The 12278-nt window shown below is 51.4% G+C and carries 15 protein-coding genes; 4 read left to right on the plus strand and 11 right to left on the minus strand.

The features are described from left to right. Positions 1-294 precede the first annotated feature (294 nt). The 4 genes from ACNI29_RS05030 to larB all read left to right on the plus strand — a co-directional run bounded on the left by ACNI29_RS05030 (position 295) and on the right by larB (position 4684). Entirely contained in the window at positions 295-1488 is a 1194-nt protein-coding gene (locus tag ACNI29_RS05030) for an aldo/keto reductase (RefSeq protein ID WP_419782088.1), read from the plus strand. Positions 1489-1549: 61 nt separating this feature from the next. Then, the gene (gene larC, locus ACNI29_RS05035) at positions 1550-2839 is read left to right on the plus strand and encodes a nickel pincer cofactor biosynthesis protein LarC (protein WP_419781103.1); all 1290 of its coding nucleotides are present in this window, start codon (positions 1550-1552) and stop codon (positions 2837-2839) included. Positions 2840-2959: 120 nt separating this feature from the next. Next, positions 2960-3760: an ATP-dependent sacrificial sulfur transferase LarE gene (gene larE, locus ACNI29_RS05040; RefSeq protein ID WP_419781104.1), complete on the plus strand. Its 801-nt coding sequence runs from the start codon at positions 2960-2962 to the stop codon at positions 3758-3760. A 171-nt stretch (positions 3761-3931) separates the two neighbouring features. Next, positions 3932-4684: a nickel pincer cofactor biosynthesis protein LarB gene (gene larB, locus ACNI29_RS05045; protein ID WP_419781105.1), complete on the plus strand. Its 753-nt coding sequence runs from the start codon at positions 3932-3934 to the stop codon at positions 4682-4684. A gap of 141 nt (positions 4685-4825) precedes the next feature. On the opposite strand, the gene ACNI29_RS05050 is transcribed toward larB, so the two are convergent. The 11 genes from ACNI29_RS05050 to eutJ form a co-directional block, all read right to left on the minus strand. Further along, the gene (locus tag ACNI29_RS05050) at positions 4826-5248 is read right to left on the minus strand and encodes a EutP/PduV family microcompartment system protein (protein ID WP_419781106.1); all 423 of its coding nucleotides are present in this window, start codon (positions 5246-5248) and stop codon (positions 4826-4828) included. Between the two features lie 106 nt (positions 5249-5354). Continuing rightward, a complete protein-coding gene (locus ACNI29_RS05055) occupies positions 5355-5705 on the minus strand; it encodes a BMC domain-containing protein (protein ID WP_419781107.1) in 351 nt (116 codons plus the stop codon). A 164-nt stretch (positions 5706-5869) separates the two neighbouring features. Beyond that, positions 5870-6421: a BMC domain-containing protein gene (locus ACNI29_RS05060; RefSeq protein WP_419781108.1), complete on the minus strand. Its 552-nt coding sequence runs from the start codon at positions 6419-6421 to the stop codon at positions 5870-5872. A gap of 115 nt (positions 6422-6536) precedes the next feature. After that, the gene (locus tag ACNI29_RS05065) at positions 6537-7862 is read right to left on the minus strand and encodes a 4Fe-4S dicluster domain-containing protein (protein ID WP_419781109.1); all 1326 of its coding nucleotides are present in this window, start codon (positions 7860-7862) and stop codon (positions 6537-6539) included. 145 nt (positions 7863-8007) lie between these two features. Further along, positions 8008-9117, minus strand: coding sequence for a 1-propanol dehydrogenase PduQ (locus tag ACNI29_RS05070; RefSeq protein ID WP_419781110.1), 1110 nt, complete (start codon positions 9115-9117; stop codon positions 8008-8010). 106 nt (positions 9118-9223) lie between these two features. Beyond that, positions 9224-9508 (minus strand): BMC domain-containing protein, encoded by a 285-nt coding sequence (locus ACNI29_RS05075; protein ID WP_419781111.1) that lies wholly within the window; start codon positions 9506-9508, stop codon positions 9224-9226. A gap of 24 nt (positions 9509-9532) precedes the next feature. Further along, entirely contained in the window at positions 9533-9877 is a 345-nt protein-coding gene (locus tag ACNI29_RS05080; RefSeq protein ID WP_419781112.1) for a hypothetical protein, read from the minus strand. A 2-nt stretch (positions 9878-9879) separates the two neighbouring features. Beyond that, the gene (locus ACNI29_RS05085) at positions 9880-10428 is read right to left on the minus strand and encodes a BMC domain-containing protein (RefSeq protein ID WP_419781113.1); all 549 of its coding nucleotides are present in this window, start codon (positions 10426-10428) and stop codon (positions 9880-9882) included. 3 nt (positions 10429-10431) lie between these two features. Continuing rightward, positions 10432-10701, minus strand: a complete 270-nt coding sequence (locus ACNI29_RS05090; protein ID WP_419781114.1) for a EutN/CcmL family microcompartment protein — start codon at positions 10699-10701, stop codon at positions 10432-10434. Between the two features lie 10 nt (positions 10702-10711). Continuing rightward, a complete protein-coding gene (locus tag ACNI29_RS05095) occupies positions 10712-11311 on the minus strand; it encodes a hypothetical protein (protein ID WP_419781115.1) in 600 nt (199 codons plus the stop codon). A gap of 126 nt (positions 11312-11437) precedes the next feature. Beyond that, positions 11438-12253, minus strand: coding sequence for an ethanolamine utilization protein EutJ (gene eutJ / locus ACNI29_RS05100; RefSeq protein ID WP_419781116.1), 816 nt, complete (start codon positions 12251-12253; stop codon positions 11438-11440). Positions 12254-12278: the final 25 nt, after the last annotated feature.

The raw sequence follows: 12278 nt of genomic DNA on the forward strand, positions 1-12278 counted from the left end.
AACTCAATATGTTGCGTCAACACATTGTTTTTTACAAAACAAGCACAATTATACCAGACACATAAGAACACCACAGAAGAATCAAAGGCCCAACCTAATGCTTAGCAGAGAAGTCCTCCCAAAACGGGGATAGACTTTCCGCACCGCAAAGCATCAGGCTTAAAACAGACATCTTTTAGGTAGAAAGATGTATAAGGATTCAGATTTTTGTCTGATCATAAGGCGGTGCTTTGATGTATACTTAATTTGTTTTTTACAAAAACAAACACTGTAAAAGAATTAAGGATGACAAACATGCTTTACCGCAAGGTCCCCAAAACCGGAGAGGAACTCTCCATTCTGGGCTTCGGCGCAATGCGTCTGCCCATGATCGATGGCAAAACCATTGATGAAGAAAAAGCCATCGCCCAGATACGTGAATGCATCGACAACGGCGTGAACTACGTTGACACCGCATGGCCTTACCACGGCGGTCAGAGTGAAATTATCGTCGGCAAGGCCCTCAAAGAGGGCTACCGTGAAAAAGTAGTCATTGCTGACAAACTGCCCCAGTTTCTGGTCGAATCCCGTGAGCAGATGGACGGAATTCTGGACGAGCAGCTCAAGCGTCTCGAGGTGGACTGTATCGACTATTATCTCATCCATGCTGTTGAAGGTAATTCATGGGACCGCTGTGTTGAACTGGGAGTGGAGGATTTTCTGGACAAGGCTATTGAATCCGGAAAAATCAGATACGCCGGTTTCTCCTTCCACGGCATTCCCGCAGATTTCAAACGCATTGTGGATGCTTACCCTTGGACCTTCTGCCAGATTCAGTACAATTTTCTGGATACCGAAAACCAGGCGGGAACTTCCGGACTCCAGTACGCAGCTTCCAAAGACCTCGCGGTCATGATCATGGAACCCCTGCGCGGCGGAAACCTGAGCGCACCCACTCCCCCGGACGGAGTTCAGGAAATTTTTGATGAAGCCGAGACCAGCCGTGCTCCCGTTGAATGGGCCTTGCGCTGGGTCTGGGACCACCCCGAAGTTACCGTGGTTCTTTCCGGCATGAACGATGATGAGCACATCAGGCAGAACCTCGCCATTGCTTCGGAAGCAGAAGCAAAATCCCTGACCGATGCGGAACTCGCTATTGTGAACAAGGGGGCTGCAAGGTACAAGGAACTCATGCAGGTTCCCTGCACCGGGTGTGCGTACTGCATGCCCTGCCCCGTTGGTGTAAGAATTCCGGGCAATTTTGAGCTTTTTAACAGTGCTCATATGTTCAAGGATAAGGCGGAGCACTTAAAATTCCAGTATGCAGTTTTCTTCAGTGAAGAAATGGCCGGGGAACCAGCTTACGCTTCCCAGTGCGTGGAATGCGGGCAATGTGAAGAACATTGTCCCCAGCATATCGCCATCCCTGAACAGCTCAAACGGGTCGTTGACTATTTTGAGCAGGATGACATGCAGGCCAAGGTCAACGCGCTGGTCGGCAAGAGCTAAAAATATAACAATATTTGGCGGGGACCAGTAAAAAAGGTTCCCGCATTAAACGGCATCTAAAATGAAGATACTCTACTACGATTGCTTTTCAGGTATCAGCGGCGACATGAACCTCGCCGCCATGATTGAGCTGGGTGTTGACCCGGAAATGCTCAAAACCGAACTTGCCAAGCTCGGCCTCAAAGACGAATTCTCCCTCAATATCTCCCGTGATTCCCGCAAGGGCATCTTCGGAACCCGTGTGGATGTGGAACTTGCCCACGAACATCATCACAGCCATGACGACAGCCACTCACACGATCAGGAGCATTCACACAAGCATCATGGACATGCCCACAGTCATACACACGAACACGGCCACCATCATGAGCACCGCAATCTGAAAGACATCGAAGAGCTGATCAACTCCAGTGCACTCGGCGACAAGGTTAAAGCCACCAGCCTAGCCATTTTCAAGCGCGTTGCCGAAGCCGAAGCCAAGATTCACGGCAGCACTCTTTATGAAGTTCATTTCCACGAAGTAGGTGCTACCGATTCAATAGTAGACATTGTCGGTGCGGCTATCTGTTTTCATGAGCTGGAGATCGACGGGGTATGGTGTTCGACCATTGAGCTTGGCGGCGGTTTCGTTAATTGTGCACACGGGAAAATGCCTGTACCCGCCCCGGCTACTTCCGAAATTCTGGCCGGAAAGCCCACAACACAGGGAGCAGTCCCCAAAGAGACCACCACTCCCACCGGAGCGGCGCTACTTGCCGAGCTGGTTGATAATTATTCCGATTCACCGCGCATGGTCGTGCAGAAAACCGCCTACGGCATCGGGCATCGGGATAACGAAATCCCCAACGTGCTCCGCGTGCAGCTGGCAGAAGTTGAGCTAACCGCAGAAGCAGGCAGACTTAATTCATCCCTGCCCACAGTCCCGTCGCGCATGCTACAATGCAACATCGACGACATGACCGGGGAAATGCTCGGCGCAGCTCTTGATCAGCTCATGGAAGACGGGGCTATGGATGTGCATTTCACACCCATCGTCATGAAGAAGAACCGCCCGGCGACAACTCTCTCCCTGCTCTGTTCAGCAGAGGACGAGGACAAATTCAAACGGCTGATCTTCAAACATACTACCACACTGGGCATCAAAAGTATTGATATCGAAAAAACCATCCTCGGAGTCTCTTTCGATATACTCGAAACACCGCTCGGAACAGTAACCATGAAAAACGCGATTCTCGATGGTGAGATAATCCGCTCCAAGCCGGAACTCGAAGATTGCCGTGCACTGGCTAAAGAGCACGGTATTCCTCTGAGCGAAGTTTATCTGCAGATCGGGAAGGTTAGAAATAGTTAAAGCATTTTTGATGCGCTATTGCGCTTTTGCCGATCACATTTCGCCTCCGGCGGCTTAAACCCTTTTGCAAAAGGGTTTAAGAATCCCAAAACCTTTTAATAGTTTTGGATTGTATATTAAATGGATGAACTGACTTTAAAATATAACCGATTGCTTGAGGTCCTTGCTGAAACCGGCGGTGCTGTTGTCGCTTTTTCCGGTGGAGTTGATAGCAGCCTGCTGCTGCTTGCAGCCAGGCATGCCCTTGGCGATAAAGCCATTGCCGCTTCCATCGCCACTCCCTATGTCCCGCAATGGGAACAGGGGGAGGCAAAAGAGTTAGCGCAAAAACTTGGTGTGGAGCAGGTACGGCTGAAATTGGATTTCCCCGCAGAACTGCGCAGCAATCCCCCGGAGCACTGCTACACCTGCAAAAAGATTCTGTTCACCAAGCTGCAGGAGCTGGCTGAACAACTAAATATTGCGCACATCCTTGAAGGAACAAATATCGACGACCTCAGCGACTACCGCCCCGGCATCAAGGCCCTGCGCGAACTTGAAATCCGCAGCCCGTTTGTTGAAGCTGAATTGACCAAGGCCGAAATCCGTGAGCTTTCCCGCAAATTCGACCTGCCCACATGGGATAAACCGTCATTCGCCTGTTTACTTTCGCGCATGCCCGTTGGCATCGAAGTGACAGACGAAGCTTTGCAACAGGTGGAACAAGCCGAAGTATTTCTCATGAAAACAGGCTTCCCCGCGGTGCGGGTACGCCATCATGGCGAAATAGCCCGCATCGAAATCCCGGCAGAGCAATTGCAGGATTTCATTAAAGCCAGCGAAACATACGATTTTAACAACACATTAAAAGAATTCGGCTACAAGCACGTAACTCTGGATTTAGGCGGCTACCAGATGGGCAGCCTGAATATGAAAGCATAACAGTTTGTCATATAAAACGGCGAAGCCCTATTAAAAGTTTTTGGGATCCTTAAACCCTTTTTGAAAAAAGGGTTTGAGCCGCCGGAGGCAAAATCTTTTCAACAAAAGCGCGGCAGCGCATCAAATCCACGCCCCGCGAGGCCGCCGGAGGCCTGCAATGGAGGCATAAATATGACCAACGACAATCTTAAAAATATATTAAAGGCCATAAAAGACGGCAGCATGGAAGTGGATCAGGGCTTGGAGAGCCTGCGCGACCTGCCTTATCAGGACATCGGCCACACCAAGATTGACCATCACCGGGGCTTGCGAAACGGCTTCCCGGAAGTGATCTACGCCGCGGGCAAAACTCCGCAGCAGGTCGGCGATATTTTCGAACACATGTGCGAGCGAAATAACGTTCTCGCCACCCGGGTCAGCCCGGAAATGGCTGAATACGTTACCGGACGTCTGCCGCAGGTGGAATACAATGCCACAGCCAACACCCTGAACTGCAAGAGCCGTGCAATTGAATACAACAGCGGCATGGTCGGGATCATCACCGCCGGAACATCGGATCTCAATGTTGCCGAAGAAGCATTGGTCACCTGCGATATGCTGGGCAGCAGATCCGAAATCATCTCCGATATCGGGGTTGCCGGAATTCACAGATTATTCGACCGCATCGAAGAAATCCGCAGATTCTCTGTGCTCATCGTGATAGCGGGAATGGAAGGCGCGCTTTCCAGCGTCATCGGCGGAATGGTCGATCAGCCCATCATCGCCGTACCGACCTCAGTGGGCTACGGAGCGAACTTCTCAGGACTCTCTGCGCTGCTCGGCATGCTCACTTCCTGCGCCAGCGGGGTGACTGTTGTGAATATTGATAACGGATTCGGTGCAGCCTGCGCGGCCTGCAAGATTAATAAGGCTATTGATAAGTAGAAGCCTTCCCCATCCCCTCTTCCCGAAAGACGTTTTAATAGAGCTTCGCATTCAGCTCTATATATCTCCCACAAAACAAAGGCCGTAATATCAGATCTGATATTACGGCCTTTGTTTATGAAATTTTTTTGGACCTAATGATCAGGAGATGACCTCTAAAATTTCCTCTATCCCTTCGCCTGTTACTGTGCTTGTGCGGATGATTTCTTTTGCTCCGGCCTGCCTTAAAAAGCGTTCGGCCAGAGCGGGATCGGAATTGGGATCATCAACCTTGGAAACAAGGCCGATAACCCTGCGGTTGAACATGGAAGCGAAAAGGGGCGGAAAAAGACTGGTGCGGCGGGTGCTGTCCTGAACGACAGCCAGCACTTCGCAATCTGCGGAGGAGGTAATCAGGGCGTTGTAGAACCAGCTGTTTTCAAGGAATTCACCGGGAGTATTGATGAACGGTCCGAAAAACTCCACAGCCATGGCCCGGCGCGGAGTGTAGGATTCCCCGGAAAGGACTTTTATAAGCGAGCTTTTACCGGATCGGGTCTCGCCCACGAACATAGTTTTTTTCATTTGTACGCTTCGCGTTTTAAGAAATATTTGAGTTTGCCTCCGGCGGCTTAAACCCTTTTGCAAAAGGGTTTAAGAATCCCAAAACCTTTTGTTATGGCTTCGCCGTTTAAGATCTGGTCAGCTCGACAGAAGAATAGTGCAGTGTGCCTTCAAAGTAGTCGAGCACAGCCCGAAGCGAAGCTTCCACACTTGCCACGTCACCGAGAATAAGCAGGGAACCGCCGAAACGGTCCAGAAATCCGATTTCAACAGACGCAGCCTTGGTGGCAACATCAGAGGCGATGATCACACCTTCACTGGGTGTGATGGTCATGATGCCGATGGCCCCGGATGAATTATCATCAAGGCCGAGTTTGAGATAAATATCCCGGTGGGGACTGGCGATCAGATGGGCAAGGGTAACCTGCTTACCGGGAACGTATTCCTGAATAATGCGCTGCTTGTCGTCATTGTCCATCTTAAAGGAACTCCTCTGAAATTAAATATACTTTTTGCCATCCGAAGCGGCGAAGCCCAAATGAAAGTTTTTGAAGAGTCCAGAGAAACTTTTTCCAAAAAGTTTCTCTGGCCCTCGGAGAGGCCCCCGGCAGGGTCCCCGAAGGGCCGCCGGAGGCAATCTTATTAAATCAACTGAGCTTTAATGCCTTCGCTGGGGGAAGGAATAACCACGTGGCTGTGAACCGGTCCGGATTCGGCAACGCCTTCGATTCCGGCTTCAACAGCAGCTTTCACGGAACCGACATCACCGGTCATGGTTACGAAAGCTTTACCAGCGAGACCAGCAGCCATGCGGACTTCGATCAGGCTCACATCTGCTGCCTTTGCAGCTGCGTCAGCTGCGAGGATACAGGAAGCGATAGTGTAGGTTTCAATCACGCCAAGGGCATTGATTCTGGGCACGATGGAAGTTCCACTGAGTGCGGGGATGACATCCTCATGGATACTGGGGATGGTGAAATGATCAACAACCATGTCTGCGCCGATTTCACAGCCCACTTCAACAGAGCTTTTAACAGCTCCGGTATCACCGCAAACAACAACGATGTACCTGCCCGGGCAGGTGGGGCGGGCCATGACCAGCTCTACAGATGCTGCCTTGAGCATTTCATCTGCCACGTGGATGCCGAGGGCAACGCTGTTCAGTTCTACACAACCGATTGTACGTAAATCCATTTTATATCTCCTTGGGGAGGGGATGCGCTTCGCGCTTAAGACGAATTGATTTCGCCTCCGGCGGCTTAAACCCTTTTTGAAAAAAGGGTTTAAGAATCCCAAAAACTTTTATTAGTTATTTCCTGATAACTACTACACCGTTTTCGATGCTTTCGACTGTGCCGTCGATGCTGGCATGAACCCTTGCACCCATTGCACCTTCGGGAATTTCACCGAGCAGGTCGCCGCAGCTGACTTTGGCTCCTGCGGAAACAACACACTGTGCCGGAGCACCGATGTGCTGTCCAAGGCGGATGTTGACCACTGAGGGAGTAAACTCACCTGCGTATTCGGGATGACCGTCATACTTGGAAAGGTTCAGACGCTGGATCAGACGCTTGGTCGGAATAGCCCTGCTTTCACGGAAGGGGTTGGCCTTCAGTTCATTGCCCTTGGATTCCCAGGTAACGCGTTCTTTCATCAGAACCTGTTTGATCTGGGCATTGACCTCACGCGGTGAAATCATCATGGGGCAGGCGAATTTTTCACAGATGCCGCACTCGGAACAAAGCAGTGCTTCTTTAGCGACTTCAGTGTCCAGCTCGTTTTTGGCGATTACACGCATCAGCTTGTGAGGATGCAGGGAATGGCCGAGCAGGTTACGCGGACAGAGATCTGTACAGCGGGAACACTGGCAGCAGACTGTGTTGGTGATGCGACGGATCTTTTCGGGGTCCATGACCTTGCCCGCAACAACGTTATGGTTCGGGGGCAGGACCAGAAGCCCGCTGGTGGTCTTGGTCACCGGCTGATTGGTGTCAGGCAGAACCCGGCCCATCATGGGGCCGCCGTCAACTACCTTGTAGTCGGAAATAGTCGGTCCGCCTGCGAATTCGAGCACATCGGAAACCAGAGTTCCCACGGGAACTTTAACAACCATGGGATTTTTGATTTCCCCGGCAACAGTCAGGTAGCGGTGGGTTACCGGTTTGCCGTCCAGCGCGAGAGCCACGTTGAACAGGGACTCGGTGTTGCTGACCACAGCACCGACCTGGAGAGGGATGCCGCGTTCGGGAACAGTGCGTCCCAGAACTTCATAAACCAGCACCTGCTCATCACCGGCAGGATAGAAATCTTTAAGAACGAAACACTCAAGGCGTCCGGAACCGTCACGGGCAACAGCTTCCTGAACAGCTTTTACTGCCTTGGCATGCTTACCCTTGAGACAAATGACCCCTTTCTTGGCTCCGGTGCAATCCATGATTGCTTCCAGACCACGGATCATGGTGTCCACTTCCGCTTCCATGAGATAAGGGTCGCTCATGAGCAGCGGTTCACAGGAAGCTCCGTTAACCAGAACGGTGTCTACGTTGGCTTCAGCCTTAACATGGGTAGGCAGACCTGCCCCCCCTGCTCCGACAACACCTGTTTCGCGAATAATATCAACTATATTTACAGCCATTTGTTTACACCTTTCAAAGGTTTAGATTCACTTCGAAAATAAACAAAGAAAAACCTGTTAAGGATTCCAAAGGGGATTATCCCCTTTGGCCGCCGGAGGCGAAATCAAATTATCCAAAAGCGCGACAGCGCATCAAATCATAGTATTACCAGGCCTTGAGCAGAAGTCCCTTCACATCATCGCGGGAAGGGATTCTGGGGTTGCCTGCGGTGCAGATATCATCGAGCACGTTGCGGGCAATGGTGTTCAGGCTGGATTTAAAAACACTTTCATCGATCTTCAATGCGCCGATATTGTTGGGAATGCCCATGGACTCATTGAGTTCGCTGACCGCATCGATGAGGGAACGGGTTCCTTCTTCGACTGTTGCGGCGGGCAGTTTCAGCATGGTGGCGATTTCATGGTAGCGGATGCCCACGTCAAAGCTGTTGAACTTGATTACGTGCGGCAGAACCACTGCGTTTGCCAGACCGTGCGGCACATGGAAAATTCCGCCAAGGGAATGTGCGATGGAATGGGTAATGCCCAGCCCGCTGTTATTAAAAGCCATACCCGCCATGCAGGACCCGAGCAGCATATGCTCGCGTGCTTCCATGTCATCCCCGTTGATGTAGGCCCGCTTGAGATACTTGAATACGTAACGGATAGCGTATCTGGCGTAGATAGAAGTAAAAGCGTTGGCCTGACGTGAAGTGTAAGCCTCGATGGCGTGGGTCAGCACATCCATCCCGGTTGCCCCGGTAACATGCGGAGGCAGCGAACGGGTGAAACGGGCATCGAGAATAGCCATATCCGGGATGAGCATCTCATCATTAAGCGGAATCTTGACTTCATTCACCTTGTCAGTGACCACGGCGATGCTGGTGACTTCAGCCCCGGTACCGCTGGTGGTAGGAATGGCAACCAGTGTCGGTTTAGCCTTGCCTTCAAGGGCCTTCCCGGCAAAGAATGAAATGGACTTTGCCGCGTCAATGGGTGAACCACCGCCGAGGGCAATAATCAGGTCAGCCTGATTTTTAAGGAAAATCTGTGCTCCCCTGGTAACAGTCTCAAGGGAAGGATCAGGTTCAACCTCATCAAAAATGATATAGGGAATCCCATTGCGATCCAGATGGGTACGGACGCGGTCAACAAAACCGGTCTTAACCATAAAAGAATCGGTAACAATAAAAGCCCGCGTGGCCGGGATGGTCTCCAGATTATCCAGAGCATCTTCGCCGTAGCAGATTTTTGTTTTGCCGTAGAACTGTGTCACCCTTTTCTCCAATAAATCAAAATATAAGGATTAAAACTTGTACAACTCAAAATTTGTATAGGGGCGCGGGAGTGAGGGGTGAGGGGTACCCGCGCCCCTTATGTCCTTATTTTACAGCGCACTTGGGAAGAATAACTTCCACTTCGCTGTGAGGACGGGGTATTACGTGTACGCTGCGCAGTTCACCAACGCGTTCTGCAGCTGCTGCACCAGCATCAACTGCGGCTTTAACAGCACCAACGTCGCCGCGAACCATTACGGTTACGAGACCGCCGCCGACCTGTTCACGGCCAACGAGAGTTACATTTGCAGCTTTAACCATAGCATCGGCTGCTTCAACAGAACCAACCAGACCTTTTGTTTCTACCATTCCGAGAGCATTGTTAGACATAGCTTTCTCCTCTTAAAAAATTCTTTAGATATTGCCTTTAACGGCTTCAGCAAGCTTGAAGCTCATTTCCTTGAGCTGAGCAAGATCGGTGATTCCGTATTCTTCCTTAAGCACAACCGCGATACCCATGACCAGATCTTCGCACCCGTCACAAACGTCCTTGGTGCAGTCAGGGTTTCCGCATCCGCCGTTACCTGCTTCAGCTACAGCTGCTGCGGCGTCTTCCACGCGAGTAATGCTGATCTTTCTCTGACGGAGCGCATCTTTGGCACCGGGAGTAAGGATCATGGTCTTATCCACGTAGATAGTGTTACTGTCCGGGCAGATAAATGAATCAAGATTGCCCGCTTCGATAAGTTTCTTTTTCATCTTTACCTCGTTCCCCGTACTAAGGCCTTTACGACCGAGGCGTCGGGTCCGGGGATGACGACCGCCTCAACAAGATTGTTGCCCAAAGCGGCCGATGCTGCTTCTGCGGCTTCCTGAACCGCTGCGACATCGCCGCTCATAACGAAATATGATTTGCCGTTAATGCCCTGCCCTGAAACAAAGCGGGCCAGTTCAACTCCGGACCGTTTGACAGCTGCATCAGCAGCAACAACGCCAGAAGAAACACTGCGGCATTCAATAACCCCGATGGCGCGGACATTATCCAGCACAACCGGATTTTTAAGCACTGCTGCCACTTCCGGTGAAAGGCTGGAAATCACGAAGCTGCCTTTAAGACGGCTGCCATCGTTTTCAGCTGCCTGCACACCGGCTGCAACCGCTGCGCGTTCACCGGAAATAAAGATCAGGTATCTGCCGGAACAGATCGGAGCGGCCCGGACGAGTTCAACGTCCGCAGCTTTCATCATCGCATCGGCTATGCGCACTCCGGCGGCGATGCTTATGCACTCAACTATACCCAGCGTATCCATTGCTTAAACCTGTGCCTGAACTTCATCGATGATGCCCACGATGGAAGCATCAACCGGGGCTTCATGGTTCCGTACAGCCATGCGTGCGGAGCTTCCGGTGGTAACCAGAACCTGCTCGCCGATACCGGCTCCAACGCAATCAACAGCTACGAAAACTTCATCACTGCCCTTTTCTTCGATATCAAGCCGCTGAACGACCATCAGCTTTTCACCGCTCAAATCATCATTCTTGCGGGTGGCCCAAACATTGCCGACAACTTTACAGATAATCATGTAACAATCCTTAGAGGGTCTTGCTGATGTTGATGTTTAATTCTCTGGCAGCTTCCTCAGCCAGCGGGGTCACCCGTGCAGCAGGAAGAACCACCAGTTCTTTTGCACCCTTGCCCGCGGCATCACTGACCACCTTTTCGGTGATCAGTGATTCCCTGAATTTCAGGGACTCGGGCGCCTTGGGTTGAAATCTGTTCAGGCCGAAGCCTTTGAGCGTCTCTTCATGCTTCTGGTACAGAGCGTAAAGAGGACCGGGAGCTGTCTGGCTGTAATCTTCGTATCCGAAAGCAAGAACTTCCACCTTATGCCCCAGCAGCAACTGCCTCAGAACTTCGGTCATGATCCTGCCGTGCGCTTTACCCACCGCAAGATCGGACATCTCGCAGACACAAAGTGAAGGAACAATGTAGCGGCAGAACTCTGTGCAGGGATTCTCTTCGCCGAAGAAGTAGTATTCATATTCATCACCGACCATGCTGCGGACTTTGTCGGCAACAAGGCAGTCGCGCTCAGCAATGACCAGCACGCAGGATTTCTGCGAGTCAGGCTGAAGCTGTTTCAGCACTTCCGTTGCGATGGATTGAACAAGTTCGTTGATGTCTATGCTCATGTCTGTCTCCGACGGCCCTGCCGGGGGCCTCTCCGAGGGCTTAAACCCTTTTTGAAAAAAGGGTTTAAGAATCCCAAAAACTTTTATTAAGGCTTCGCCTCTTTGGTTCTTACAGCCTGCTGTTTTTTAGCAGTTAAGGGCAATGCCCAGCGGGGTTACCAGAAACGGGTTGGCCGGTTTGTAGACCGGAATGCCCACTTCTTTTTCCACCACTTTTTCCATATCCTTGAGGCAGCAGGTACCGCCGACAAGGTAGATGGCTGAAATATCACGATCCTTGATATGGTTCTTCACGATGGAACCCATCTTCTGAACCACCGGACGAACGACAGGCAGGATCTCGGCCTGTCGTTTCAAATCTTTTTTCAAATCTTCCGCTTCTTCGAAGCTGACTTTGTAGTTACCGGAGAGAACCAGAGTCACATGGGTTCCACCGGTTGCTTCGTCAGCTACATAAGTGACTTCACCATCCTCCAGAACGGAAAGACCTGTTGTGCCACCTCCGATATCAACGATGACACCGTTTTCAAGCCCGAGCACAGCGTTGGCTGCGGTGGGCTCGTCGAGCACATTGGTGACTTCCAGTCCGGCCCCCTCCACCACGTACTGGTGGGTGGTGATATCTTTTTTACCGGTTCCGGGAGGAACCGCGATGGCCGCACGTTCAAGTTTGCGACCCAGTCTTTCTTCAAGCTCGCCGACCAGCTTGCGGGTGATGCGGGTAGCCCCCATGTAATCAACAACCAGACCGTCCTTGATGACGCGAGCGAATTCCATGGCGCAGGCCACGGGTTGCTTTTTGCTGTTCAGGACGACCACCACAATATAAGCGGTTCCGAGGTCCACACCCACCAGAAGCTCTTCGTCATGGCTGACGGCAACGGTGTTCTCAATGCAGTTCTCAAGTTCGCTGATCTGCTGGTCAATAGCTGTAAAATCCATGGTCTAAACTCTCTCCCCGCACTGC

Origin of the sequence: Maridesulfovibrio spiralis (SeqCode) (assembly GCF_048571135.1) — a bacterium.
GTDB classification, from domain to species: domain Bacteria; phylum Desulfobacterota; class Desulfovibrionia; order Desulfovibrionales; family Desulfovibrionaceae; genus Maridesulfovibrio; species Maridesulfovibrio spiralis.

What these genes read in the sequence shown, in the direction of transcription:
- ACNI29_RS05065 (WP_419781109.1), bottom strand. Translation starts at nt 7,862, where the DNA reads ATGGCTGTAAATATAGTTGATATTATTCGCGAAACAGGTGTTGTCGGA.
- eutJ (WP_419781116.1), bottom strand. Translation starts at nt 12,253, where the DNA reads ATGGATTTTACAGCTATTGACCAGCAGATCAGCGAACTTGAGAACTGC.
- ACNI29_RS05060 (WP_419781108.1), bottom strand. Translation starts at nt 6,421, where the DNA reads ATGGATTTACGTACAATCGGTTGTGTAGAACTGAACAGCGTTGCCCTC.
- ACNI29_RS05030 (WP_419782088.1), top strand. Translation starts at nt 295, where the DNA reads ATGCTTTACCGCAAGGTCCCCAAAACCGGAGAGGAACTCTCCATTCTG.
- larE (WP_419781104.1), top strand. Translation starts at nt 2,960, where the DNA reads ATGGATGAACTGACTTTAAAATATAACCGATTGCTTGAGGTCCTTGCT.
- ACNI29_RS05085 (WP_419781113.1), bottom strand. Translation starts at nt 10,428, where the DNA reads ATGGATACGCTGGGTATAGTTGAGTGCATAAGCATCGCCGCCGGAGTG.
- larB (WP_419781105.1), top strand. Translation starts at nt 3,932, where the DNA reads ATGACCAACGACAATCTTAAAAATATATTAAAGGCCATAAAAGACGGC.
- ACNI29_RS05075 (WP_419781111.1), bottom strand. Translation starts at nt 9,508, where the DNA reads ATGTCTAACAATGCTCTCGGAATGGTAGAAACAAAAGGTCTGGTTGGT.
- ACNI29_RS05095 (WP_419781115.1), bottom strand. Translation starts at nt 11,311, where the DNA reads ATGAGCATAGACATCAACGAACTTGTTCAATCCATCGCAACGGAAGTG.
- larC (WP_419781103.1), top strand. Translation starts at nt 1,550, where the DNA reads ATGAAGATACTCTACTACGATTGCTTTTCAGGTATCAGCGGCGACATG.
- ACNI29_RS05090 (WP_419781114.1), bottom strand. Translation starts at nt 10,701, where the DNA reads ATGATTATCTGTAAAGTTGTCGGCAATGTTTGGGCCACCCGCAAGAAT.
- ACNI29_RS05050 (WP_419781106.1), bottom strand. Translation starts at nt 5,248, where the DNA reads ATGAAAAAAACTATGTTCGTGGGCGAGACCCGATCCGGTAAAAGCTCG.
- ACNI29_RS05055 (WP_419781107.1), bottom strand. Translation starts at nt 5,705, where the DNA reads ATGGACAATGACGACAAGCAGCGCATTATTCAGGAATACGTTCCCGGT.
- ACNI29_RS05080 (WP_419781112.1), bottom strand. Translation starts at nt 9,877, where the DNA reads ATGAAAAAGAAACTTATCGAAGCGGGCAATCTTGATTCATTTATCTGC.